This is a genomic window from Maribacter sp. MAR_2009_72 (assembly GCF_007827235.1).
GTDB classification, from domain to species: Bacteria; Bacteroidota; Bacteroidia; order Flavobacteriales; family Flavobacteriaceae; genus Maribacter; species Maribacter sedimenticola.
Genome location: NZ_VISB01000001.1, coordinates 3,647,813 through 3,670,257, shown reverse-complemented (window position 1 = coordinate 3,670,257; position 22,445 = coordinate 3,647,813). Strand labels below are relative to the sequence as shown.

General features: G+C 37.8%; 34 protein-coding genes. 2 read left to right on the top strand and 32 right to left on the bottom strand.

Annotated elements, in window-relative coordinates; translation table 11 throughout:
* Positions 1–28: 28 nt before the first annotated feature.
* From rplQ to rpsL, 32 genes are all read right to left on the bottom strand, one after another.
* Positions 29–583 carry a 50S ribosomal protein L17 gene (gene rplQ / locus JM81_RS15405; RefSeq protein WP_144804695.1) on the bottom strand — a complete coding sequence of 185 codons (555 nt, stop codon included), beginning with the start codon at positions 581–583 and terminating at the stop codon, positions 29–31.
* 59 nt (positions 584–642) lie between these two features.
* On the bottom strand, positions 643–1,635 hold the full coding sequence (locus tag JM81_RS15400) for a DNA-directed RNA polymerase subunit alpha (protein ID WP_089259465.1): 993 nt from the start codon (positions 1,633–1,635) through the stop codon (positions 643–645).
* 17 nt (positions 1,636–1,652) lie between these two features.
* On the bottom strand, positions 1,653–2,258 hold the full coding sequence (gene rpsD, locus JM81_RS15395; RefSeq protein ID WP_089259464.1) for a 30S ribosomal protein S4: 606 nt from the start codon (positions 2,256–2,258) through the stop codon (positions 1,653–1,655).
* Positions 2,259–2,343: 85 nt separating this feature from the next.
* Positions 2,344–2,736, bottom strand: coding sequence for a 30S ribosomal protein S11 (gene rpsK / locus JM81_RS15390; protein WP_036152169.1), 393 nt, complete (start codon positions 2,734–2,736; stop codon positions 2,344–2,346).
* 9 nt (positions 2,737–2,745) lie between these two features.
* On the bottom strand, positions 2,746–3,120 hold the full coding sequence (gene rpsM, locus JM81_RS15385; protein WP_089259463.1) for a 30S ribosomal protein S13: 375 nt from the start codon (positions 3,118–3,120) through the stop codon (positions 2,746–2,748).
* Between the two features lie 2 nt (positions 3,121–3,122).
* On the bottom strand, positions 3,123–3,239 hold the full coding sequence (gene ykgO, locus JM81_RS15380) for a type B 50S ribosomal protein L36 (RefSeq protein ID WP_013305171.1): 117 nt from the start codon (positions 3,237–3,239) through the stop codon (positions 3,123–3,125).
* A gap of 8 nt (positions 3,240–3,247) precedes the next feature.
* Positions 3,248–3,463, bottom strand: a complete 216-nt coding sequence (gene infA, locus JM81_RS15375) for a translation initiation factor IF-1 (protein ID WP_013305172.1) — start codon at positions 3,461–3,463, stop codon at positions 3,248–3,250.
* A gap of 3 nt (positions 3,464–3,466) precedes the next feature.
* Entirely contained in the window at positions 3,467–4,810 is a 1,344-nt protein-coding gene (gene secY / locus JM81_RS15370; RefSeq protein WP_089259462.1) for a preprotein translocase subunit SecY, read from the bottom strand.
* A 14-nt stretch (positions 4,811–4,824) separates the two neighbouring features.
* Positions 4,825–5,277 (bottom strand): 50S ribosomal protein L15, encoded by a 453-nt coding sequence (gene rplO, locus JM81_RS15365; protein ID WP_089259461.1) that lies wholly within the window; start codon positions 5,275–5,277, stop codon positions 4,825–4,827.
* Positions 5,278–5,289: 12 nt separating this feature from the next.
* The gene (gene rpmD, locus JM81_RS15360) at positions 5,290–5,469 is read right to left on the bottom strand and encodes a 50S ribosomal protein L30 (protein WP_089259460.1); all 180 of its coding nucleotides are present in this window, start codon (positions 5,467–5,469) and stop codon (positions 5,290–5,292) included.
* A 10-nt stretch (positions 5,470–5,479) separates the two neighbouring features.
* Entirely contained in the window at positions 5,480–6,004 is a 525-nt protein-coding gene (rpsE, locus tag JM81_RS15355) for a 30S ribosomal protein S5 (RefSeq protein ID WP_089259459.1), read from the bottom strand.
* 9 nt (positions 6,005–6,013) lie between these two features.
* Positions 6,014–6,370: a 50S ribosomal protein L18 gene (gene rplR / locus JM81_RS15350; protein ID WP_089259458.1), complete on the bottom strand. Its 357-nt coding sequence runs from the start codon at positions 6,368–6,370 to the stop codon at positions 6,014–6,016.
* Between the two features lie 12 nt (positions 6,371–6,382).
* Complete coding sequence (gene rplF, locus JM81_RS15345) at positions 6,383–6,925, bottom strand: 50S ribosomal protein L6 (protein ID WP_089259457.1); 543 nt, start codon at positions 6,923–6,925, stop codon at positions 6,383–6,385.
* Positions 6,926–6,944: 19 nt separating this feature from the next.
* Positions 6,945–7,343: a 30S ribosomal protein S8 gene (gene rpsH / locus JM81_RS15340; RefSeq protein WP_089259456.1), complete on the bottom strand. Its 399-nt coding sequence runs from the start codon at positions 7,341–7,343 to the stop codon at positions 6,945–6,947.
* Positions 7,344–7,408: 65 nt separating this feature from the next.
* Positions 7,409–7,678: a 30S ribosomal protein S14 gene (rpsN, locus tag JM81_RS15335; protein ID WP_089259455.1), complete on the bottom strand. Its 270-nt coding sequence runs from the start codon at positions 7,676–7,678 to the stop codon at positions 7,409–7,411.
* A 1-nt stretch (position 7,679) separates the two neighbouring features.
* Positions 7,680–8,231, bottom strand: coding sequence for a 50S ribosomal protein L5 (gene rplE, locus JM81_RS15330; protein ID WP_089259454.1), 552 nt, complete (start codon positions 8,229–8,231; stop codon positions 7,680–7,682).
* A gap of 2 nt (positions 8,232–8,233) precedes the next feature.
* Positions 8,234–8,548, bottom strand: a complete 315-nt coding sequence (gene rplX / locus JM81_RS15325) for a 50S ribosomal protein L24 (protein WP_089259453.1) — start codon at positions 8,546–8,548, stop codon at positions 8,234–8,236.
* Positions 8,549–8,561: 13 nt separating this feature from the next.
* Positions 8,562–8,930, bottom strand: a complete 369-nt coding sequence (gene rplN, locus JM81_RS15320) for a 50S ribosomal protein L14 (protein ID WP_027064819.1) — start codon at positions 8,928–8,930, stop codon at positions 8,562–8,564.
* A gap of 3 nt (positions 8,931–8,933) precedes the next feature.
* The gene (rpsQ, locus tag JM81_RS15315; RefSeq protein WP_058104316.1) at positions 8,934–9,191 is read right to left on the bottom strand and encodes a 30S ribosomal protein S17; all 258 of its coding nucleotides are present in this window, start codon (positions 9,189–9,191) and stop codon (positions 8,934–8,936) included.
* 13 nt (positions 9,192–9,204) lie between these two features.
* Positions 9,205–9,396: a 50S ribosomal protein L29 gene (gene rpmC, locus JM81_RS15310; protein ID WP_089259452.1), complete on the bottom strand. Its 192-nt coding sequence runs from the start codon at positions 9,394–9,396 to the stop codon at positions 9,205–9,207.
* Between the two features lie 12 nt (positions 9,397–9,408).
* Entirely contained in the window at positions 9,409–9,837 is a 429-nt protein-coding gene (gene rplP / locus JM81_RS15305) for a 50S ribosomal protein L16 (RefSeq protein ID WP_089259451.1), read from the bottom strand.
* A 20-nt stretch (positions 9,838–9,857) separates the two neighbouring features.
* On the bottom strand, positions 9,858–10,577 hold the full coding sequence (gene rpsC / locus JM81_RS15300) for a 30S ribosomal protein S3 (RefSeq protein ID WP_089259450.1): 720 nt from the start codon (positions 10,575–10,577) through the stop codon (positions 9,858–9,860).
* Between the two features lies 1 nt (position 10,578).
* Positions 10,579–10,986 carry a 50S ribosomal protein L22 gene (gene rplV / locus JM81_RS15295; protein ID WP_089259449.1) on the bottom strand — a complete coding sequence of 136 codons (408 nt, stop codon included), beginning with the start codon at positions 10,984–10,986 and terminating at the stop codon, positions 10,579–10,581.
* 3 nt (positions 10,987–10,989) lie between these two features.
* Positions 10,990–11,268, bottom strand: coding sequence for a 30S ribosomal protein S19 (gene rpsS / locus JM81_RS15290; protein WP_089259448.1), 279 nt, complete (start codon positions 11,266–11,268; stop codon positions 10,990–10,992).
* A 14-nt stretch (positions 11,269–11,282) separates the two neighbouring features.
* On the bottom strand, positions 11,283–12,107 hold the full coding sequence (gene rplB, locus JM81_RS15285; RefSeq protein ID WP_144804694.1) for a 50S ribosomal protein L2: 825 nt from the start codon (positions 12,105–12,107) through the stop codon (positions 11,283–11,285).
* 9 nt (positions 12,108–12,116) lie between these two features.
* The gene (gene rplW / locus JM81_RS15280; RefSeq protein WP_089259446.1) at positions 12,117–12,407 is read right to left on the bottom strand and encodes a 50S ribosomal protein L23; all 291 of its coding nucleotides are present in this window, start codon (positions 12,405–12,407) and stop codon (positions 12,117–12,119) included.
* Between the two features lie 4 nt (positions 12,408–12,411).
* Positions 12,412–13,044: a 50S ribosomal protein L4 gene (gene rplD, locus JM81_RS15275; RefSeq protein WP_089259445.1), complete on the bottom strand. Its 633-nt coding sequence runs from the start codon at positions 13,042–13,044 to the stop codon at positions 12,412–12,414.
* 5 nt (positions 13,045–13,049) lie between these two features.
* The gene (gene rplC, locus JM81_RS15270) at positions 13,050–13,667 is read right to left on the bottom strand and encodes a 50S ribosomal protein L3 (RefSeq protein ID WP_089259444.1); all 618 of its coding nucleotides are present in this window, start codon (positions 13,665–13,667) and stop codon (positions 13,050–13,052) included.
* 142 nt (positions 13,668–13,809) lie between these two features.
* The gene (rpsJ, locus tag JM81_RS15265; protein WP_007094989.1) at positions 13,810–14,115 is read right to left on the bottom strand and encodes a 30S ribosomal protein S10; all 306 of its coding nucleotides are present in this window, start codon (positions 14,113–14,115) and stop codon (positions 13,810–13,812) included.
* Positions 14,116–14,124: 9 nt separating this feature from the next.
* Complete coding sequence (gene fusA, locus JM81_RS15260; protein ID WP_144804692.1) at positions 14,125–16,257, bottom strand: elongation factor G; 2,133 nt, start codon at positions 16,255–16,257, stop codon at positions 14,125–14,127.
* A 6-nt stretch (positions 16,258–16,263) separates the two neighbouring features.
* A complete protein-coding gene (rpsG, locus tag JM81_RS15255) occupies positions 16,264–16,740 on the bottom strand; it encodes a 30S ribosomal protein S7 (RefSeq protein ID WP_089259442.1) in 477 nt (158 codons plus the stop codon).
* A 23-nt stretch (positions 16,741–16,763) separates the two neighbouring features.
* A complete protein-coding gene (gene rpsL, locus JM81_RS15250; protein WP_036152127.1) occupies positions 16,764–17,138 on the bottom strand; it encodes a 30S ribosomal protein S12 in 375 nt (124 codons plus the stop codon).
* A 402-nt stretch (positions 17,139–17,540) separates the two neighbouring features.
* Between rpsL and JM81_RS15245 the strand changes: the two genes are divergently transcribed.
* Entirely contained in the window at positions 17,541–20,765 is a 3,225-nt protein-coding gene (locus tag JM81_RS15245) for a SusC/RagA family TonB-linked outer membrane protein (protein WP_144804690.1), read from the top strand.
* 24 nt (positions 20,766–20,789) lie between these two features.
* Positions 20,790–22,436, top strand: coding sequence for a SusD/RagB family nutrient-binding outer membrane lipoprotein (locus tag JM81_RS15240; RefSeq protein WP_144804688.1), 1,647 nt, complete (start codon positions 20,790–20,792; stop codon positions 22,434–22,436).
* Positions 22,437–22,445 lie beyond the last annotated feature (9 nt).

Below are 22,445 nucleotides of genomic sequence, written 5' to 3'. Positions count from 1 at the left end.
CTTTTCATTATAAATATTTATTGACAATTTATTCCTTAGAATCATCTGCCTTTACCTCGTTATCCGTTTGAGATTCTGTTTCCGGTAGTGCTTCTTCCACTACTTTCGTTTCTTTCACTTCGGTAGCGGCCTCTGCATTGTTACCACCAGACCTTCTACTTCTTCTTGTAGATTTTTTCTTAGGCTTACCGGCATTATACAATTCGTTGAAATCAACCAATTCTATCATAGCCATATCGGCGTTATCACCTAAACGGTTACCCAATTTAATAATTCTAGTATAACCACCTGGTCTGTCAGCTACTTTTTCAGAAACTACACTGAACAATTCCGTAACAGCATTTTTATCACGTAAGTTTTTAAAGACGATACGTCTGTTGTGAGTACCCTTCTCAGCACTTACATTGTTCTCTGCCTTAGACTTCGTAATCAAAGGTTCTACAAATTGTTTTAAGGCTTTTGCCTTGGCAACCGTAGTATTGATTCTTTTGTGCTCAATTAAAGAACAAGCCATATTGGCCAACATTGCCTTTCTGTGTGCAGTTTTTCTGCCTAAGTGATTAACTTTTTTACCGTGTCTCATGTTTTTGTTTTATCATCTTGCTACCAAACTCGATAGAACGAGGAGCAAAATATGATTAATTAATCTTTATCTAATTTATATTTTGAAAGATCCATTCCAAAACTAAGTCCCTTGTTGATTACAAGCTCCTCAAGTTCCGTAAGGGATTTTTTACCGAAGTTCCTAAATTTCATCAGGTCGTTCTTATTAAATGATACTAAATCACCTAAAGTATCTACTTCTGCCGCCTTTAAACAATTAAGGGCACGTACGGATAGGTCCATATCTACCAATTTTGTCTTAAGCAACTGACGCATATGCAATGATTCTTCATCATATGTCTCAGTTTGGGCAATTTCATCTGCCTCAAGCGTAATACGCTCATCAGAGAACAACATGAAATGATGAATAAGAACTTTTGCAGCTTCGGTCAAAGCATCCTTTGGGTGAATAGAACCATCAGAAGAGATTTCAAAAACTAATTTTTCGTAATCTGTTTTTTGCTCTACACGAAAGTTTTCAATACTATACTTTACATTCTTGATCGGTGTAAATATAGAATCTACAGCTATTGTCCCTAATGGTGCGCCAGATTTCTTATTTTCTTCTGCAGGTACATATCCCCTACCTTTTTCAATAGTAATTTCCATATTTATGCTTACTTTGGCATCCATATTACATATTACTAAATCTGGATTTAAAACTTGATATCCTGAAATAAACTTCTGGAAATCCCCTGCAGTCAATTGATTTTTTCCACTAACGGAAATAGAAACCACTTCTGCTTCAGAATCCTCTATTTGTTTCTTGAAACGCACTTGTTTCAAGTTCAATATAATTTCAGTAACATCTTCTACAACGCCAGAGATAACCGAGAACTCATGCTCTACCTTATCTATCCTTACAGACGTAATGGCGTAACCTTCCAAAGAAGAAAGCAACACACGTCTTAACGCATTCCCAACAGTTAATCCATAACCAGGTTCCAAAGGGCGAAATTCGAACTTCCCTTCGAAATCTGAGGAATCGATCATTATTACTTTATCGGGTTTCTGAAAATTAAATAATGCCATAATTGGATCGGTATTGTTTATTTAGAGTATAACTCCACGATTAATTGTTCTTTGATGTTTTCCGGAATCTGCATTCTTTCAGGTATAGATACATAAGTACCTTCCTTCTTTTCGCTGTTCCAAGAAATCCACTCATAAACAGCGCTATTCGCAGTCAATGAATCCTGTATGCTTTGTAATGATTTTGATTTCTCCCTTACACCTACAACATCTCCGGCTTTAAGGGAATATGAAGGAATATTCACTACTTCTCCGTTTACCGTGATATGTCTGTGCGATACTAACTGTCTAGCTCCACTTCTTGTAGGTGATATTCCCATTCTATAAACCACATTATCTAAACGTGATTCACACAATTGTAATAATATTTCACCGGCAACACCTTCTTTTCTCTTTGCAGTTTGAAACAGGTTTCTAAATTGCTTTTCTAAAATACCATAGGTATATTTAGCTTTTTGCTTTTCCATTAACTGAATAGAGTACTCAGATTTTTTTCCTCTACGTCTGTTATTCCCGTGTTGTCCCGGAGGGTAATTTTTCTTTTCGAAAGACTTATCGTCTCCAAAAATTGCTTCGCCGAATTTACGTGCGATCTTTGACTTTGGTCCTGTATATCTTGCCATTTTCCTTTAATTTGAAAGTGAGATTATGAATTAAGGCTTATCCTTCGATAATCGTAACTACACTTTCGGTGAAATATATAATTGATTAAACTCTTCTTCTTTTTGGAGGTCTACAACCATTGTGCGGCATTGGAGTAACATCGATAATCTCGGTTACTTCAATTCCAGCATTGTGTAATGATCTAATGGCAGACTCCCTACCATTACCAGGTCCTTTTACATAAACCTTAACTTTTCTCAAACCTGCTTCATGAGCAACTTTTGAACAATCTTCAGCTGCAACCTGAGCAGCATAAGGTGTATTCTTCTTAGAACCTCTAAACCCTAATTTACCAGCAGATGACCAAGAAATTACATCTCCTTTTTTATTTGTTAAAGAAATGATGATGTTGTTAAAAGATGCACTTATATGCGCTTCCCCAACAGAATCAACTATTACTTTACGTTTCTTGGTAACTTTAGTATTTGCCTTTGCCATACCTACTTATTATTTAGTTGCTTTTTTCTTGTTAGCAACTGTTTTACGCTTTCCTTTTCTAGTCCTAGAATTATTCTTGGTACGTTGACCTCTTAAAGGTAAACCAGACCTGTGACGAATTCCTCTATAACAACCAATATCCATTAATCTCTTAATGTTCAATTGGGTTTCGGAACGCAACTCTCCTTCGATTACGTAACCAGATACAGCTTCCCTAATACGTCCTATTTCATCATCGTTCCAATCAGAAACCTTTGTATCTTCACTAACCTGGGCTTTACTCAAAATTTCTTGAGCTCTACTTCTTCCAATTCCAAAAATGTAGGTTAAGGCGATAACGCCTCTCTTCTGTTTTGGTATATCAATACCTGCGATTCTTGCCATAATTACCCTTGTCTTTGTTTAAATCTAGGATTCTTTTTGTTGATTACGTACAACCTGCCTTTTCTGCGAACAATCTTGCAGTCGGCACTTCTCTTTTTAACTGATGCTCTTACTTTCATCTTGTATCTTAGTATCTATATGTAATTCTTGCTTTAGTAAGATCGTATGGACTCATTTCCAATTTAACCTTATCGCCAGGTAATAATTTTATATAATGCATACGCATCTTACCTGAAATATGCGCTGTTACTACATGTCCATTCTCCAACTCTACCCTAAACATTGCATTTGACAATGCTTCAATGATAGACCCATCTTGTTCTATTGCTGCCTGTTTAGCCATAAATTATGCTACTTTTCTATTTTTACCGGTTTTCATTAGGCCATCATAATGTCTATTCAACAGATATGAATTCACCTGTTGCACAGTATCAATAGCCACACCAACCATAATCAATAAAGATGTACCTCCATAAAATAAGGCCCATCCAGCCTGAACATCCATCAACTTTACGACAACGGCCGGCAAAATTGCGAGCAAAGCTAAGAAAATTGATCCAGGTAACGTTATTAATGACATAATCTTATCTAAAAAATCTCCTGTTTCTTTCCCAGGACGTATTCCTGGTATAAAACCACCACTTCTTTTAAGGTCATCTGCCATTTTATTGGTAGGAACCGTAATGGCCGTGTAGAAGTATGTAAAGATGATGATCAACAAGGCAAATAAAATATTATATGCCAAACCAAATATATCACTAAACTGAACTTGCATCCACTGCCCAAATGAAGTATCATCAAATGCGCCACCTATCATTCCGGGAACAAACATAATAGCCTGTGCAAAGATTATAGGCATTACTCCAGATGCATTTAATTTTAATGGAATATACTGTCTTGATCCCATGATGTTTTTCTCATAACCACCAGACGCCGTTCTCCTGGCATACTGAACCGGTATTTGACGAGTAGCCATTACCAATAATATACATGCCAAAATAACAAGGAACCAAATAATAACTTCAATCAGAATAAACATTAGACCGCCATTATTATCAACGGTCCTTGAAATAAATTCCTGAACAAAGGATTGTGGCATGGTTGCAATAATACCGATCATGATTAACAATGAAATACCATTACCAATACCCTTATCTGTAATTTTTTCTCCTAACCACATAGCAAAAACGGTACCTGTAACCAAAATGATTACTGCAGGTATCATAAAATCCAGCCCTTTTCCTAAAATAAAAGCACTGTCCCTAACACCAAAGGCTTCCAAACCGTAGAGATAGGCAGGAGCTTGAACTATACAAATACCAATGGTCAACCATCTAGTAATTTGGTTAATAGTTTTACGACCGCTTTCACCCTCTTTTTGAAGTTTTTGAAGATATGGTATAGCAATACCCATTAATTGCACCACAATTGAAGCAGAGATGTAAGGCATAATACCTAATGCAAAAACAGAAGCATTGGCAAAAGCCCCTCCTGTAAATGCGTTTAATAGACCAAAGATACCTTGATCGGTTCCATCGGTCAAACCACCCAACTGCGTAGAATCTATACCTGGAAGAACAATTTGGCAACCAAAACGGTACACCAATAAAAGACCCAAGGTAATAAGTATTCTATTTCTTAGCTCTTCTATCTTCCAAATATTGGATATTGTATCAATAAAATTCTTCATGCTCTCGTTTATGCTTACAAACTTATTGCTTCACCACCAGCTGCTTCAATAGCTGCCTTAGCAGAAGCGGTAAATTTATGTACCGTAATTTTTAGGGGGGATTTCAATTCACCGTTACCTAAAATTTTAACTAAGTCGTTTTTACCTACTACTCCGTTTTCAACCAAAATATCCAAAGAAACCTCTTTTGAAATTACTTTGTTATCAACAAGTTCCTGTAACTTCTCAATATTGATACCTTTATAATTCTTACGGTTGATATTTGTAAATCCAAATTTAGGAACACGACGTTGCAATGGCATTTGACCACCTTCAAAACCAATTTTCTTAGAATAACCAGATCTTGATTTTGCTCCTTTATGTCCTCTTGCAGCAGTTCCACCTTTTCCTGACCCTTGTCCTCTTCCAAGACGTTTACCGTCCCTATTAACTGAACCTTCTGCAGGCTGTAGATTATGTAAACCCATTATATTCTATCTTTAAGCTCCCTCAACGGAAACTAAATGTTTAACTTTATTTATCATTCCAAGAATGTTGGCCGTATCATCATGTTCTACAACTTGACCAATTCTTTTTAAACCAAGGGCCTCAAGAGTTCTTTTCTGATTTTGAGGTTTCTTGATTCCACTTTTTACCTGTGTAACTTTAATCTTTGCCATAATTCTACTCTTAGCCTTTAAATACTTTTTCTAAAGAAACACCTCTTTGACTTGCAATGGTCTTTGCATCCCTAAGTTGCAATAAAGCGTCAAAAGTTGCTTTTACAACATTGTGTGGATTTGAAGAACCTTGTGATTTGGACAAAACATCATGTACACCAACAGCTTCTAAAACTGATCTCACTGCACCACCGGCAATAACACCCGTACCATGAGAAGCTGGCTGGATATAAACCCTTGCTCCACCAAATTTACCTTTTTGCTCATGTGGCAATGTACCATTGTTCAAAGGAATTCTAATCAAGTTCTTTTTACCGTCCTCAATTGCTTTTGCTATTGCAGTTGCAACTTCTTTAGACTTACCTAAACCGTGACCTACAACACCATTTTCGTCACCTACGACAACTATAGCAGAAAAACCAAATGCCCTACCACCTTTAGTTACCTTGGTAACACGTTGGATGCCAACTAATTTATCTTTTAAATCTAAACCGCCAGGTTTAACCGTTTCTACGTTTTTATATTTTTGGAACATACTAGTTTATTAGAATTTTAATCCTGCTTCTCTTGCACCTTCGGCCAAAGACTTAACTCTACCATGATACAAATTTCCACCTCTATCAAAGGCTACCTTATCAAGACCCGCCTTTACAGATTTCTCGGCAATTGTTTTACCAACTAGTGCGGCAATCTCTGTTTTGTTACCTTTTACTTTTGCAATATCCTTATCTCTTGAAGAAGCAGATACTAAAGTAACTCCTTTAACGTCGTCTATAACTTGTGCGTAAATCTCGCTATTACTACGGAATACAGATAACCTAGGTCTAGCTGCAGTTCCGGTAGAAACCTTACGGATTCTACGGCGGATTCTATTTTTTCTTTGTGTTTTTGATAATCCCATAATACACTTATATTAAGCTGACTTACCAGCTTTTCTTCTTAATATTTCACCAACAAACTTAATACCTTTTCCTTTGTACGGTTCAGGTCTACGGAATGATCTTATCTTAGCTGCTATATGACCAACCAATTGTTTGTCATGAGAGGTCAATTTAACTATTGGGTTCTTTCCTTTTTCAGAAACAGTTTCAACCTTAACCTCTGGGGCCAAGTCAAACACTATATTATGGGAAAACCCTAGAGCCAAATCTAATTTTTGACCTTGGTTACTAGCCCTGTAACCTACACCTACTAACTCCAATTCTTTGGTCCAACCTTTTGAAACGCCCTCAACCATGTTGAGTATAAGTGACCTATATAAACCGTGTTTTGCTTTATGCTCCTTAGAATCTGAAGGTCTTGTTACCCAAGCCTGACCATCTTCCACTTTAACCGATACACCAGAGAACTCTTGAGTCAACTCTCCTAACTTTCCTTTTACGGAAATGATATTTTCATTGATTTCAATTGTAACTCCTTCTGGAATCGCGATTGGATTATTACCTATTCTAGACATTTTCTAATTCTTTTATCAATTAATAAACGTAGCATAAAACTTCACCACCAACTTTTTCCGCCTTTGCTTGCTTACTTGTCATTACACCATGGGATGTAGAAACAATAGCGATACCCAAACCGTTCAATACACGTGGCAAATCGTCACTACCCGCATATTTTCTAAGACCCGGCTTACTTATACGCTGTATTTTCTTGATAACAGGCTCCTTTGTAAACTTGTCATATTTCAAAGCAATTTTAATAGTGCCTTGAACCTTGTTCTCTTCAAACTTATAACTTAAAATATATCCTTGATCGAACAATATTTTTGTTATCTCCTTTTTTAAATTAGAAGCAGGAATTTCAACAATTCTATGACCTGCTCTACTTGCGTTTCTAACTCTCGTTAGGTAATCTGCTATAGTATCTGTTACCATGTATATATAATTCGGTGACGGTTTTTAACTTTTACGTTAAACCTGAAACCATTAATAATTCTTTTTTACCAGCTGGCTTTTTTAACACCTGGAATTAAACCGGCATTTGCCATTTCCCTGAACATTACCCTAGAAATTCCAAAAGTTCTCATATAACCCTTAGGTCTTCCGGTAAGCTTACATCTATTGTGCAAACGTACTGGAGAAGCATTTTTAGGAAGTCTTTGCAAACCTTCATAGTCTCCAGCTTCCTTTAGAGCCTTTCTTTTTTCAGCGTAAATTGCTACAGTTCTTTCCCTTTTTCTTTCACGGGCTTTCATTGATTCCTTAGCCATACTAATTCTTTTTAAAAGGTAAACCTAATTCTGTTAATAATGATTTTGCTTCCTTGTCAGTATTTGCAGAGGTCACAAAAGTAATATCCATTCCGTTAATTCTATTGATTTTATCAATATTGATTTCCGGGAAAATAATTTGTTCGGTTATACCCAAGTTATAATTTCCACGACCATCAAAACCAGTAGCCTTGATTCCTTGAAAATCACGTACCCTTGGTAATGCAGACGTTACTAAACGATCTAAGAATTCGTACATGCGCTCACCTCTAAGGGTAACCTTTGCACCAATAGGCATACCTTTTCTTAATTTAAAGGCAGCAACATCTTTTTTAGATAATGTAGCAACAGCTTTTTGACCAGTGATCATCGTCATTTCATCAATTGCATGATCAATAAGCTTCTTATCAGCAACGGCAGCACCTATTCCTCTGCTCATTACTATTTTTTCCAACTTAGGAACCTGCATTACATTACTGTAACCAAATTCTTCGGTAAGGGCAGCTATAATTCGCTCCTTATACTCTTTCTTTAATCTTGTAACGTATGCCATAACTAAATTACTTCTTTGGATTTTTTGGAAACCCTAACTTTTTTACCATCCCTCATTTCATAACCTACCCTTGTAGTATCTCCAGATTTACCGTCGATCAAAGCAAGGTTTGAAATATGGATTAAAGCTTCTTTTTTTACAATACCACCCTGAGGGTTCTTTGCACTAGGTTTCTCATGTTTGGAAACCATATTTGCACCTTCTACGATGGCCTTATTTTTTTCAAGATTTACACGCATAACCTTACCTTCGGTACCTTTATGGTCACCAGCGATAATTCTTACGGTGTCTCCTGTTTTTATTTTCAACTTTTTCATCTTGTCCGTTATATTATAATACCTCTGGGGCCAATGATACAATCTTCATAAATTGCTTGTCCCTAAGCTCCCTTGCAACGGGTCCGAAAACACGGGTTCCCCTCATCTCTCCGGCAGGATTCAATAAAACACAAGCGTTATCGTCAAATCTGATATACGACCCATCTGGTCTTCTCACCTCTTTCTTGGTACGCACGACAACAGCAGTTGATACCGCTCCTTTCTTGATACCTCCATTTGGTGTGGCCTCCTTAACGGTAACAACAATTTTATCACCAATGGATGCATATCTTCTTTTGGTACCACCAAGAACACGAATAGTCAATACTTCCTTCGCTCCGGTGTTATCCGCTACCTTTAATCTAGATTCTTGCTGTAACATAACTTATTTAGCTCTTTCTAAGATTTCTACTAATCTCCAACATTTGGTTTTACTCATAGGACGAGTTTCCATGATCTTTACAGTATCACCAATATTGCAATCGTTCTTTTCGTCATGTGCAACATATTTCTTTGTCTTCAAAACGAATTTACCGTACATAGGATGCTTTACTCTTTTCACCTCTGAAATAACAATGGACTTTTCCATCTTATTACTAGTGACAACTCCTACTCTCTCTTTTCTTAAGTTTCTTTTTTCCATAAAGCCGAACCAATTATTGGTTTTCCCTATTAGTTAATTCAGTGGCTAATCTTGCTACCGTTCTCCTTACTTTTCTAATCTGTAATGGATTTTCCAACGGAGTTACAAAATGTGCCATTTTCAATTCTTCATGCTGCTTTCTATACTCGGCCAATTTCTCCGTAAGTCCTTCGACAGACAATTCTTTGATCTCTTGTTTTTTCATTGTTCCTTACGTTTAATTTCCGCCCTCGTAATCTCGAGCTACAATAAATTTTGTTTTAACAGGAAGCTTCTGTGCCGCTAATCTTAAAGCTTCTTTTGCTACTTCCATAGGAACTCCAGCTACTTCGAACATAATTCTACCCGGTTTTACTACGGCTACAAAATATTCAGGAGCACCTTTACCTTTACCCATACGTACCTCTAGAGGCTTCTTGGTTATAGGCTTGTCTGGAAATATTTTAATCCATAACTGACCTTCCCTTTTCATATATCTTGTTGCAGCAATACGGGCAGCCTCAATTTGGCGTGAAGTCAAGAATGCTGCATCATCAACATTCTTTATACCGAACATACCATTTGAAAGTTGGTGTCCTCTACCAGCTAGGCCTTTCATACGGCCTTTCTGCATTTTACGGAACTTCGTTCTTTTCGGTTGTAACATTACTTTAGTTCTTTAAAAAATTACTTTCTACGACGTTGTTTTCTACCACCTTCTTGTTTACCTCCTTTAGAGGAATCTCCTTTTTGCATTCCTACTAAAGGTGACAACTCTCTTTTACCGTAAACCTCGCCCTTCATGATCCAAACTTTAATTCCAAGTTTACCATATGTGGTCTGGGCTTCTTGTAAAGCATAATCAATATCTGCTCTAAATGTGGATAATGGAATTCTACCATCCTTATAAGATTCTGAACGTGCCATTTCCGCTCCGTTCAACCTACCTGAGATTTGAATTTTGATACCTTCGGCATTCATTCTCATTGCAGCTGCAATAGCCATCTTGATAGCTCTTCTAAAGGAAATTCTACTTTCTATTTGACGGGCAACACTTGCCGCAACCAAATTAGCATCCAATTCTGGTCTCTTAATTTCAAAGATGTTGATCTGAACCTCCTTATTGGTGATTTTTTTCAACTCTTCTTTCAGCTTATCAACTTCCTGACCTCCTTTACCGATGATTATTCCAGGACGTGCCGTGGTCACCGTTACAGTAATCAGTTTAAGGGTACGCTCTATAATTACTCTAGAAACACTAGCTTTAGAAAGCCTGGCATGGATATACTTACGTATTTTATCATCTTCAGCCAATTTATCCCCATAATCGTTTCCACCATACCAGTTAGATTCCCAACCCCTGATGATTCCTAGACGATTTCCTATTGGATTTGTTTTCTGTCCCATTCTAGTTTTCTGTTATATTTTTAGACCCTAAAACCAAAGTAACATGGTTTGAACGTTTTCTAATTCTATGTGCCCTACCCTGTGGAGCTGGACGCAATCTCTTTAACATTGCACCGCTATCAACTCTTATCTCGGCAACGACCAAATCAGCATCCTCAAGGTTTGCATCTTCATTTTTAGCCTGCCAGTTGGCCAAAGCGGACAACAACAATTTTTCTAGTTTTCTAGAAGCCTCTTTTGGGTTAAATCTTAATATAGCTAAGGCATTTTCAACTTTAGCACCTCTAATTAAATCAGCAACTAAACGCATCTTTCTAGGTGAAGTTGGACAATTGTTCAACTTCGCGAAAGCTACCTTCTTTTTTTCAGCCTTGATTCTTTCGGCCATTTGTTTTTTACGAACTCCCATAGCTTACTTTTTTCCTTTGTTTTTTGCACCAACGTGACCTCTAAAAGATCTAGTAGGTGAAAATTCCCCAAGTTTATGTCCAACCATGTTTTCAGTTACAAAAACAGGTACAAATTGTTTTCCGTTGTGCACAGCTATTGTCATTCCAACAAAATCTGGAGTGATCATAGATGCCCTTGACCAAGTTTTGATTACCGATTTTTTACCGGATGCTGCACTTTGTTGGATTTTTTTCTCCAAACTATAGTGAACGTATGGTCCTTTTTTTAGTGAACGTGCCATTTCTTTCTACTTTTTTATTTCTTTCTACGTTCTATTATATACTTATTGGTGCTCTTAGTCTTAGAACGGGTTCTAAATCCTTTTGCAGGAATACCGTTTCTAGATCTTGGATGTCCACCTGAAGCTCTACCTTCACCACCACCCATTGGATGATCTACAGGGTTCATAGCTACTGGTCTAGTCCTTGGTCTTCTACCCAACCATCTACTTCTACCGGCCTTACCGGAAACAAGCAATTGATGATCAGAGTTTGATACCGCCCCAATTGTCGCAAAACAACCAGAAAGAACCAATCTAGTTTCACCGGAAGGCATTTTAACCGTTACAAACTTACCGTCCTTCGCCATTAACTGAGCAAAGGTTCCAGCACTCCTAGCCATTACAGCTCCTTGTCCAGGTCTTAATTCAATACACGAAATGATCGTTCCTAAAGGAACTTCGCTCAAAGGCATTGCATTTCCAATTTCTGGCGCCACAGAAGCACCCGAAGAAACTTTCTGATCAACCTGTAAACCGTTCTGCGCGATCACATATCGTTTTTCACCATCAGCATACTCTAAAAGAGCAATAAATGCCGTTCTGTTTGGATCGTACTCAATAGATTTTACGGTCGCGAGCACATCTTGCTTATCCCTTTTAAAATCAATTACACGATACCTTCTCTTATGACCTCCACCTTTTTGGCGCATGGTCATCTTTCCTTGACTGTTTCTACCTCCGGACTTTTTTAACGGAGCAAGCAAGCTTTTCTCCGGCTTATCAGCAGTAATGGCGTCAAATCCGTTTACTACTCTAAAACGCTGTCCAGGAGTGATTGGTTTTAATTTTCTAACTGACATTTCTTGTCTTTATAGATTACTGTAAAAATCAATAATATCACCTTCCACAACATCAACTATTGCCTTCTTAACGGCATTTGTTTTTCCATGCTGCACCCCAGTTTTTGTATATCTGGATTTTCTGGTGGGTCCGTAATTCATAGTACGCACCTTTTTAACCGAAACACCATAAGTAGCTTCAATTGCATCCTTTATCTGCAATTTATTTGCCTTAGGGTTAACTACGAAACCATAACGATTGTTCAACTCGCTATCAGCAGTCATTTTCTCCGTTATAATTGGTTTTATCAACACACTCATGATATTATTGTTTATTTAAATTCGATTCGATTCCTTCTAGAGAGCTCTCCAACAACACTACACTATTTGCATTAAGTATTTTGTAAGTGCTTAATTCTGAGTTAGTTATAACTTCAGACCCTTTGAAATTACGCGAAGACAAATATACACCTTTATTTGAATCACCCAACACAATCAAAGACTTTTTGTTTTCAATACCTAAAGTCTTTAAAACCTCGACAAAATCCTTAGTTCTAGGTGTATCAAAATCGAAATCCTCGACCACGATTATGGCATTGTCCTTTGACTTTAATGTCAAGGCAGATTTTCTTGCCAAACGCTTTAGGTTTTTGTTCAATTTTTGGGTATAATCCTTAGGTCTAGGACCAAATATTCTACCACCACCTCTAAAGATAGGCGACTTAATACTACCGGCTCTTGCCGTACCTGTACCTTTTTGCTTCTTTATCTTTCTAGTACTACCTGCTATTTCAGCTCTTTCCTTTGCTTTATGCGTACCTTGTCTTTGATGTGCCAAATATTGTTTAACATCCAAATAGACCGCATGCTCATTAGGCTCTATAGCGAAAACATCATCAGAAAGGTTTGCCTTTCTGCCTGTGTCTTTTCCTTTAATATCTAAAACTGCTATTTTCATTACCTCTACCTTTGTATCGTTACATAAGCGTTCTTATGGCCAGGAACACAACCTTTTACTACTAAAAGATTCTTTTCTGGAACTACTTTTAAAACCCTAAGGTTTTGAACCGTAACACGGTCAGACCCCATTCTACCGGCCATTTTCATACCCTTAAATACTCTTGCCGGATATGAAGCGGCACCAATTGAACCAGGAGCTCTAAGTCTATTATGCTGACCATGGGTTGCTTGACCCACACCACCAAAACCATGACGCTTAACTACACCTTGAAATCCTTTACCTTTAGAAGTACCTACAACATCGACAAATTCGCCTTCAACAAAAACATCCACACCAACAGTGTCCCCTAATTTAAACTCACCTTCAAAATCTCGGAATTCAACGACTTTTTTCTTAGGAGAAGCACCTGCCTTTTTAAAATGACCCGATTGAGCCTTATTAGCACGACTTTCTGCCTTGTCATCGAAACCAAGCTGAAGGGCACTATACCCGTCAACCTCTTCGGTTCTGACTTGGGTAACTACACATGGTCCAGCTTGTATAACGGTACATGGAATATTCTTTCCATTCTCGTCAAAAATACTGGTCATGCCTACTTTCTTTCCTATTAACCCAGACATACTTATTTATATTAATTATTACTATTAAATACTATTCAAAAAAATAGGGTCAAAATAATTTAACCCTAAATTATTTTTTTCCGTTTTTCCCTCGCCCGCAGCTTAGGACATGTCACCTATCTCAACAAGACAGGTTAATTACTTACACCTTGATCTCTACTTCTACACCACTAGGAAGCTCAAGCTTCATAAGTGCATCAATAGTTTTAGAAGAAGAGCTATAGATATCAAGTAATCTTTTATAAGAACTTAACTGAAACTGCTCTCTTGATTTTTTATTTACGTGCGGTGAACGCAATACCGTAAATATCTTTTTATGTGTTGGCAAAGGAATTGGCCCTGTAACAACAGCACCGGTTGTCTTTACCGTCTTTACAATCTTTTCAGCGGATTTATCCACTAAATTGTGATCGTAGGATTTTAGTTTTATTCTAATTTTTTGACTCATGTCCTAAATTTATGCTGTTATTCCTTTTGCTGCTTTTATCACTTCTTCCGATATATTGGAAGGAGTTTCTGCATAGTGTGAAAATTCCATAGTTGAAGTTGCACGACCTGAAGACAATGTTCTCAATGAAGTAACATAACCGAACATTTCAGATAAAGGAACAGTACCTTTAACAACTTTAGCACCTGCCCTATCGCTCATATCACCAATAGTACCTCTTCTTCTATTCAAGTCACCCACAATATCACCCATATTTTCTTCCGGAGTAATAACTTCCAGTTTCATAATAGGCTCCATGATTACAGCACCAGCAGCTTTACCAGCGGCCTTGTAACCCATTTTTGCAGCAAGCTCGAAAGAAAGTGCATCCGAATCCACAGGGTGGAAAGAACCATCCTTAAGAACAACTTTCATGGTATCCATCTCATAACCTGCCAAAGGTCCGTTCTGCATAGCAGCAACAAATCCTTTTTCAACAGCAGGTATAAATTCCTTAGGAATACGTCCACCTTTAATCTCATCGACAAACTGAAGACCATCTCCTTCAAAATCCTCATCCGCAGGACCCATTTCGAAAACAATATCACCAAACTTACCACGACCACCAGATTGCTTCTTATAAACCTCTCTGTGAGACGCTGTTTTAGTCAACGCTTCCTTATATTCTACCTGAGGCTCACCTTGGCTAACCTCAACCTTAAATTCCCTTCTTAGACGGTCAACGATAATATCCAAGTGAAGCTCGCCCATCCCGGAAATAATAGTCTGTCCCGAAGCCTCATCTGTCTTAACCTGGAATGTAGGATCTTCTTCAGCCAATTTAGCCAAAGCCATACCCAACTTATCTACATCTGCCTTGGTCTTAGGCTCTACAGCAATACCAATAACCGGCTCTGGGAAGTTCATACTTTCCAAAACGATTGGGTGTTTCTCATCAGACATAGTATCCCCTGTCTTGATATCCTTAAAACCTACCGCTGCACCAATATCACCTGCTTCAATAAAATCGATCGCATTTTGCTTATTGGAGTGCATCTGATATATTCGAGAAATACGTTCTTTCTTACCTGAACGATTGTTCAAAATATACGAACCAGCATCCAAACGACCAGAATATGTTCTAAAGAATGCCAATCTTCCAACAAATGGATCGGTGGCAATTTTAAACGCCAAGGCCGCAAATGGCTCCTTAACATTTGGTTTACGCTTCTCTACTTGACCAGTTTCAGGATTTGTTCCTTCAATTGCATCCTTATCTATAGGAGAAGGTAAATATCTACATACAGCATCCAATAAAAACTGAACACCTTTATTCTTAAATGAAGAACCACAGATCATAGGAATGATCGCACGATCCATAACAGCAGCTCTTAATGCGGCATGTACTTCTTCCTCGGTAATGGAATCTTCGTCCTCAAAGAACTTCTCCATCAACTCCTCATCATATTCTGCAACAGCTTCAATCAAGGCAGCTCTATACTCCTTAACCTCAGCTTTCATATCTTCAGGTATATCGATAACATCGAAAGTAGAACCAAAGTTGTCATCATGCCAAACAATAGCTCTATTCTTAGCCAAATCAACTATACCTTTGAAATCAGCTTCATCACCAATAGGCAAAACAATAGGAACTGCATTAGAACCCAACATTTCCTTAACTTGCTTGCACACCATTAGGAAATTAGAACCCTGACGGTCCATTTTGTTTACAAAACCAATTCTTGGCACCTTGTAATTATCCGCCAATCTCCAGTTTGTTTCGGATTGAGGCTCAACACCATCAACCGCACTGAACAAAAACACCAAACCATCCAAAACACGCAAGGAACGGTTTACCTCAACGGTAAAATCAACGTGTCCCGGTGTATCGATAATATTAAAATGATAATCTTTTGTTTCTTCCAATTCCTTTGCATTTTCCAAAGGAAATTTCCATGTACAAGTTGTAGCCGCAGAAGTAATGGTAATACCTCTTTCCTGTTCTTGCTCCATCCAGTCCATAGTGGCAGCACCATCATGAACCTCCCCAATTTTATGACTTACCCCTGTATAAAAAAGTATACGTTCAGTAGTCGTAGTCTTACCGGCATCAATATGCGCAGCAATTCCAATATTTCTAGTGTATTTTAAATCTCTTGCCATTATATATTAGAATCTAAAGTGAGAGAATGCTTTGTTTGCCTCTGCCATTTTGTGCGTATCGACCCTTTTCTTAACGGCAGCACCTTCTTCTTTGGCCGCAGCTAAAATTTCACCTGCCAATTTTTGAGACATTCCTTTTTCATTACGCTTTCTTGCATAACTGATCAACCACTTCATAGCGGTAGATATTTTTCTATCCGGTCTAATCTGCATTGGGATCTGGAACGTTGCCCCACCAACTCTTCTACTACGAACCTCAACATGCGGCATAACATTGCTCAATGCATCTTTCCATAACTCCAAAGCTGTTTTCTCATCATCTGTCTTTTTAGCATCAACGATGTCTATTGCATCGTAAAAAACACTAAAAGCGACTGATTTCTTACCATCCCACATCATCATATTGACGAAACGCGTAACCAATTGGTCGTTAAACCTTGGATCCGGTAAAAGTGGTCTTTTCTTTGCCTGTCTTTTTCTCATTACTTCCTTTTAAACAAGTTTAATTACTTCTTAGGTCTCTTAGCGCCATATTTTGATCTACGTTGCGTTCTACCGGCCACACCTGCTGTGTCCAATGCACCACGTACAATATGATACCTTACCCCTGGTAAATCTTTAACTCTTCCGCCTCTTACTAATACTATCGAGTGCTCTTGTAGATTATGTCCTTCACCGGGAATGTAAGCGTTCACTTCTTTACCATTGGTTAACCTTACCCTTGCTACTTTACGCATAGCTGAATTTGGTTTCTTTGGTGTTGTAGTATAAACACGTGTACAAACACCTCTTCTCTGAGGACACGAATCCAAAGCAGCCGATTTACTCTTCTTAGTAATCGTCTCTCTTCCTATTCGTACTAATTGTGATATTGTTGGCATACTATAATATAATGTATAAAAATTACCCCTACTTTAAGGGTCGGCAAATGTAGTGATATTTCAGAATAATTCAAACCCTGATCAAATTATTTTTATATTTTTTTTACTATTTGATTTTCAACCCTTTATTAGTGTTAAAATTTATCTGCTCAGTTCGTTAAATTTTTTGATGAAAATTTCTTTATAGCGTAATCAGATTCCAACATATTATAACGTCGCATTCTCTATGAAATTAGCATATTCTCAAAATTTAGGGGGTAAAATTATATAACTTAAAATATGCGCGGTGTTTTATCTGTAACTAATAATTTTATGAGTTTCCTTAAAGTTTTATTAAAATTCACTTGCATTATTAACAGTTTATTGTGAAGTTTGCCGCTAGCTAATTCAAATAATTTAAAAATGAGAACAAAACTAAAAGGATTGTTAACGCTACTTTTGGCGTTAGTTGTGCATCTTTCGTTCGCACAGCAAAAAACAGTTTCCGGTACGGTTACTGATCAAGAAGGGCTTCCTTTGCCTGGGGTAAACATTGTAGTCGAGGGCACCACTAACGGCACCCAGACCGATTTCGATGGAAATTATTCCATCAGTGCCTCACAAGGACAAACTTTACTATTTACCTACATTGGACAGAAAGCTGTTCGCCAAACTGTAGGTGCAGGAGACACGGTGAATGTTGCAATGCAGGAAGATGCTCAAGCTCTTGAGGAGGTTGTAGTAACTGCACAAGGTATTAAACGTGAAAAGAAGGCCTTAGGTTACGCAACAAGTTCAGTTGGTCAAGAAGCTTTGGAATCTAGAGCTGAAGGTGACGTTGCGCGTGTACTTGCCGGTAAAGCCGCTGGTGTCAACATTACTTCAGGTGGTGGTATGTCCGGTTCTGCAACGAGTGTGACAATTAGAGGTTTAAGTTCATTTAGTGGAAGTAACCAAGCTTTATTTATTGTAGATGGTGTTCCTTTCAGTAATGACACCAACAGTGGTGGAGATTTCCTTTCTGGAAATACCGGATCATCACGTTTCTTGGATATTGACCCTAACAATATTGCCAACATAGAAGTACTTAAAGGTTTGGCGGCAACTACACTATATGGTACTCTTGGTAAAAACGGTGTAATACTTGTTACGACCAAAGCAGCAGCTAATACGGGTGGTGTTAAAAAGAACGAGATTTCTGTAAACACATCTTACTTTACTAACGAATATGCATCCTTACCAGAATACCAAACTAAATATGGTGGGGGTTTTGATCAAGCATTTGGATGGTTCTTCAGTAACTGGGGACCTAGTTTCGATAGAGAAGGAACGGCTGGATGGGGAGCTCAAGCTGCCATTGATGAAAATGGAACTTTGGAGCATCCTTATTCAACTACGGCAATTGCAGGTACAAGAGAAGCATTCCCTGAATTACAAGGTGCACGTTATGACTGGAGACCTTATGATTCCGTAGAGGAATTTTTTGCTCCTGGCCATGTGACCAATACCTCTGTTAACTTTTCTGGCGGTTCACAAGATGGCAATACAACGTATAATGCCAACTTAGGACATTTAAACGATGTTGGTTTTACACCAGGCAACCAATTAAGACGTATAAACTTTTCTGTTGGTGGGCGTTCAAAATTAAGCAACAAATTCACCATTGCAGGAACTATGAACTATTCAAGAACAGATTATGATACTCCACCCGTATCTGCAAGTAGGGGTAACGGTGGTATTAGTTCCAACTCGGTTTACGGTGCAGTATTATTTACACCAAGAAACGTAGATTTAATGGGTCTGCCATATGAAAACCCTGTAACAGGTGGTAGTGTTTACTATAGAAACGGTAACGACATAATCAATCCACGTTGGGTAACTGAACACATTAAATTCAATCAGTTAACCAATAGATTCTATTTTAACACATCATTGTCTTATGAAATAAATGAGAATCTTGGGACTACATTTAGAACCGGTCTTGATTTCTACAACGAAAGAAACACTCAGTTTTCTGACAAAGGAGGTGTAGAATTTGATTTCGATATTTTTGGATTCTTAAATACATTTGACAACAATAATACTATTTGGGACCATACATTTAGCTTAAACGGTAATTATGATATATCCGATAAGATAGGATTAACATTTAACGTTGGTGCCAATGCTCGTTCAGATGAATACGACAGACAAGGTGTCGCAAGTTCAGGACAAATAGTATTTGGTGTTAGGAGACATTTTAACTACGAAAATCAGTTACCAATACAATTCTCTAGAAAAAGAAATATTGTTGGTATGTTCGGTGATGTAAGTATTGATTACGATAATATGTTATTCCTTAACCTTAGTAGTCGTACGGATTGGGTTTCCAACCTAATTACGGAGAACAGAAGTCTTACCTATCCTGGTGCTAGTTTATCCTTCTTACCTACCGCTGCTTTTTCAGGATTAAGATCAGAAGGAGGGCTGAATTATCTTAAATTAAGAGCTAGTTACGGAACATCTGCAAACTTCCCAGAAAATTACCCAACGGTAAGTGGTGTTGACCAAAATACACAACAGTCTGGTGGAGCATTTGGACCCGTAACCTTGAACAGTATTAGTTCATTTAAAGCCAATCCTAATTTAAAGCCTGAATTGTTAAAAGAATTTGAAGTAGGTTTTGAAAGTAAATTCTTCAACAATCGTGTGTCATTGGACGCTACTTATTATGATAGAAGAACAGATGACCTTATAGTTACGGAACCGTTATCACCTTCAACTGGTTTCCAATTTACTCAAAGTAACATAGGACAGATCAGTAACAAAGGTTATGAAGCCGATTTAGGAATAGATATATTCAGAAATCCTGACGGATTTAACTGGAAATCTAGTGTAAATTTCTTTGCAAATAAAGAAATTGTTGAAGAACAAGCACAGGATATCATTATTTACACAGGTAACTCTGCTTTATTTATTGGTGGTAATGCCGCTATTAAGGGTGAGTCTTTAGGTAGTATAGTAGGAACCGCTTTCGCAAGAAACGAGAATGGAGACCTATTGACAAATGCTGCTGGTAACTATGTAATTACTGAATCTGATTTAGATGGTAATGTGCCAATTATTGGTGATGCCGTACCAGATTATACAATGAACTTCATTAATTCCTTATCATATAAAAACTGGAGTCTTGGATTTCAAATTAACCATATTAAAGGTGGTGACATCATGTCCAGTACCATTGCAACATTACTTGGTAGAGGTTTGATCGTTGAAACAGAGGATAGGTTGAACACGTACATCTTACCAGGTGTAAACCAAACAACAGGTGAACCTAATGATGTACAGATCAATAACTCCACATACTACTTTAATAACTTGTTATTTGGTCCTGCTGAAGCTAAAATTTATGATGCATCGGTAATACGTTTACAAGAGGTTTCTTTAGGCTATTCATTACCTAAGAAATTTTTGGAAAAAACACCTTTTGGAAGCTTGACATTCACCGTACAAGGATTTAACCTTTGGTATGATGCTTACAACACTCCAGATGGCGCAAATTTTGATCCTAACGTTGCAGGTGTTGGTGTAGGAAATGGTAGAGGATTTGACTTCTTGAACGGTCCAAGTACCAGAAGATATGGTATGAGCGTAAAGATGACCTTTTAAAAATTGCTAAAAACAAGATATATCATGAAAAAAATAATTAAATACATATTGGTGGTATTTATTTCAGGTAGTTTTCTAAACTCCTGTGATACCACTGAATTGAATCTTACAGAAAACCCTAATATACTTACACAGGGAGATCCTAATCTATTACTTAATACCATACAGTTAGGTTATAGAAACAACGTTAGTACATTTAACGCTATTGGTGGTGCATTAACCAGAATCCAATTCATGGGAGGTAGAGATTATTTCAATAACTACCAAGGTGCAACCATGAACGGTATTTGGTCTACAACCTACAGCAACATTTTTGCGAATCTTCAAGAAATTGAAAGAATAAATGCCGAAACGGACATCAATTATGATTTTCACGTTGCACTGGGAAAAATAGCACAAGCACATAGTTTGGTCATTTTAGTTGATATGATCGGTAATGCAGCTTATACAGAAGCTTTGAATCCTGTTGAGTTTCCTGCTCCAAAACTAGATGATGGAGAAACAATTTATGCAGTAGCGCTAAGTTTGTTAGATGAAGCACAGGCATTATTGAACACAAATCCTGCTACGCAAGGTGCTACGGATTTTTACTATGATGGGGATTCTTCACAATGGATTAAAGTAATTAATACCATAAAACTAAAAGCTTACAAAACCACTGGTAATGTATCTGCTTTTAATAGCATTATAGCTGGAAACAATTTTATCAGCAGTAATGAGGACGACTTGCAGTTTACCTATGGTACCAATCAGTTACAGCCAGACACACGTCATCCTGACTATGCCAGTGATTATACCCCAAGTGGTGCAAATTTATATCGTTCAAATTGGACAATGGAAACCATGTTGTTGAAAGATGATCCAAGGATTCGCTACTATTTTTACAGACAAGTTGACGGAACACCAGGTGCACTTGATATAAATGGCGACCCTGTTGATCCAAATGAAGAAACTTTAGCTTGTTCATTAGTGGTTCCTCCACAGCATTATATAGATGGTGGTTATACGTACTGTAGTGTTGATAATGGATATTGGGGACGTTCTCATGGTAATGATGAAGGTACTCCTCCAGATGGATTTACAAGAACTGCTTCTGGTGTATATCCAGCAGGAGGTCGTTTTGACGACAATAGCTTTGGTGAAGTTGGTTTAGGAGTTGGTGGCGGTGGTGCCGGTATCGAACCAATGTTATTAGCTTCATGGGTTGATTTTTGGAGAGCCGAGATGGCTGCTACAGATGCCGAAAGAGGAACATTTATGGAAGCTGGTATGACGAAATCCATTGCTAAAGTTCAAACATTCGGAGCATTGGACGGAACAGCTGACAAATCTTTTGAGCCTACAGCAGATGAAGTTTCTGATTATATTGAAGGTATTGTAGCTGAATACAACGCAGCTACAGGTGACGACAAAGAAAATGTTTTTGCTGAGCAATACTGGATTGCTTTATATGGTGGAGGCGGAGAATCTTGGAACTACTATAGAAAGACCGGATTCCCAACTACTGTTCTTCCTAACTGGGAGCCAGATCCGGGAGCATTCCCAAGAACATTATTACTTCCACAAAACGAGGTAGTTACCAATCCAAATTTAACACAAAGAACGTCGCTAACTACTCAGGTATTCTGGGATACAAATCCAGCTAGCCCTGCATTTCCACCAGCGAATTAATTAATTAAA

Excerpts from the sequence above, each read along its gene's own strand:
- rpsL (WP_036152127.1), bottom strand. The coding sequence starts at position 17,138 with ATGCCAACAATATCACAATTAGTACGAATAGGAAGAGAGACGATTACT.
- infA (WP_013305172.1), bottom strand. The coding sequence starts at position 3,463 with ATGGCTAAACAGGCAGCAATAGAACAAGATGGGTCTATCATTGAAGCA.
- rplQ (WP_144804695.1), bottom strand. The coding sequence starts at position 583 with ATGAGACACGGTAAAAAAGTTAATCACTTAGGCAGAAAAACTGCACAC.
- secY (WP_089259462.1), bottom strand. The coding sequence starts at position 4,810 with ATGAAGAATTTTATTGATACAATATCCAATATTTGGAAGATAGAAGAG.
- rplO (WP_089259461.1), bottom strand. The coding sequence starts at position 5,277 with ATGGGTTTACATAATCTACAGCCTGCAGAAGGTTCAGTTAATAGGGAC.
- rpsK (WP_036152169.1), bottom strand. The coding sequence starts at position 2,736 with ATGGCAAAGGCAAATACTAAAGTTACCAAGAAACGTAAAGTAATAGTT.
- rpsN (WP_089259455.1), bottom strand. The coding sequence starts at position 7,678 with ATGGCTAAGGAATCAATGAAAGCCCGTGAAAGAAAAAGGGAAAGAACT.
- rplW (WP_089259446.1), bottom strand. The coding sequence starts at position 12,407 with ATGAGTGTGTTGATAAAACCAATTATAACGGAGAAAATGACTGCTGAT.
- rpsD (WP_089259464.1), bottom strand. The coding sequence starts at position 2,258 with ATGGCAAGATATACAGGACCAAAGTCAAAGATCGCACGTAAATTCGGC.
- fusA (WP_144804692.1), bottom strand. The coding sequence starts at position 16,257 with ATGGCAAGAGATTTAAAATACACTAGAAATATTGGAATTGCTGCGCAT.
- rplB (WP_144804694.1), bottom strand. The coding sequence starts at position 12,107 with ATGTCAGTTAGAAAATTAAAACCAATCACTCCTGGACAGCGTTTTAGA.
- rplX (WP_089259453.1), bottom strand. The coding sequence starts at position 8,548 with ATGAAAAAGTTGAAAATAAAAACAGGAGACACCGTAAGAATTATCGCT.
- rpsH (WP_089259456.1), bottom strand. The coding sequence starts at position 7,343 with ATGGTAACAGATACTATAGCAGATTACCTAACGAGAGTTAGAAACGCA.
- rpsG (WP_089259442.1), bottom strand. The coding sequence starts at position 16,740 with ATGAGAAAAAGACAGGCAAAGAAAAGACCACTTTTACCGGATCCAAGG.
- rplD (WP_089259445.1), bottom strand. The coding sequence starts at position 13,044 with ATGAAAATAGCAGTTTTAGATATTAAAGGAAAAGACACAGGCAGAAAG.
- rpsQ (WP_058104316.1), bottom strand. The coding sequence starts at position 9,191 with ATGGAAAAAAGAAACTTAAGAAAAGAGAGAGTAGGAGTTGTCACTAGT.
- rplE (WP_089259454.1), bottom strand. The coding sequence starts at position 8,231 with ATGGCATACGTTACAAGATTAAAGAAAGAGTATAAGGAGCGAATTATA.
- ykgO (WP_013305171.1), bottom strand. The coding sequence starts at position 3,239 with ATGAAAGTAAGAGCATCAGTTAAAAAGAGAAGTGCCGACTGCAAGATT.
- rpsS (WP_089259448.1), bottom strand. The coding sequence starts at position 11,268 with ATGGCACGTTCACTAAAAAAAGGACCATACGTTCACTATAGTTTGGAG.
- rplC (WP_089259444.1), bottom strand. The coding sequence starts at position 13,667 with ATGTCTGGGTTAATAGGAAAGAAAGTAGGCATGACCAGTATTTTTGAC.
- JM81_RS15400 (WP_089259465.1), bottom strand. The coding sequence starts at position 1,635 with ATGGCATTATTTAATTTTCAGAAACCCGATAAAGTAATAATGATCGAT.
- rpmD (WP_089259460.1), bottom strand. The coding sequence starts at position 5,469 with ATGGCAAAGATTAAAGTTACACAGGTAAAAAGTGGAATCAAGAAACCT.
- rpsM (WP_089259463.1), bottom strand. The coding sequence starts at position 3,120 with ATGGCAAGAATCGCAGGTATTGATATACCAAAACAGAAGAGAGGCGTT.
- rplR (WP_089259458.1), bottom strand. The coding sequence starts at position 6,370 with ATGGGATTATCAAAAACACAAAGAAAAAATAGAATCCGCCGTAGAATC.
- rpmC (WP_089259452.1), bottom strand. The coding sequence starts at position 9,396 with ATGAAAAAACAAGAGATCAAAGAATTGTCTGTCGAAGGACTTACGGAG.
- rplF (WP_089259457.1), bottom strand. The coding sequence starts at position 6,925 with ATGTCTAGAATAGGTAATAATCCAATCGCGATTCCAGAAGGAGTTACA.
- rplV (WP_089259449.1), bottom strand. The coding sequence starts at position 10,986 with ATGGGAGTTCGTAAAAAACAAATGGCCGAAAGAATCAAGGCTGAAAAA.
- rpsC (WP_089259450.1), bottom strand. The coding sequence starts at position 10,577 with ATGGGACAGAAAACAAATCCAATAGGAAATCGTCTAGGAATCATCAGG.
- rpsE (WP_089259459.1), bottom strand. The coding sequence starts at position 6,004 with ATGTTCCAAAAATATAAAAACGTAGAAACGGTTAAACCTGGCGGTTTA.
- rplP (WP_089259451.1), bottom strand. The coding sequence starts at position 9,837 with ATGTTACAACCGAAAAGAACGAAGTTCCGTAAAATGCAGAAAGGCCGT.
- JM81_RS15240 (WP_144804688.1), top strand. The coding sequence starts at position 20,790 with ATGAAAAAAATAATTAAATACATATTGGTGGTATTTATTTCAGGTAGT.
- rplN (WP_027064819.1), bottom strand. The coding sequence starts at position 8,930 with ATGTTACAGCAAGAATCTAGATTAAAGGTAGCGGATAACACCGGAGCG.
- rpsJ (WP_007094989.1), bottom strand. The coding sequence starts at position 14,115 with ATGAGTCAAAAAATTAGAATAAAACTAAAATCCTACGATCACAATTTA.
- JM81_RS15245 (WP_144804690.1), top strand. The coding sequence starts at position 17,541 with ATGAGAACAAAACTAAAAGGATTGTTAACGCTACTTTTGGCGTTAGTT.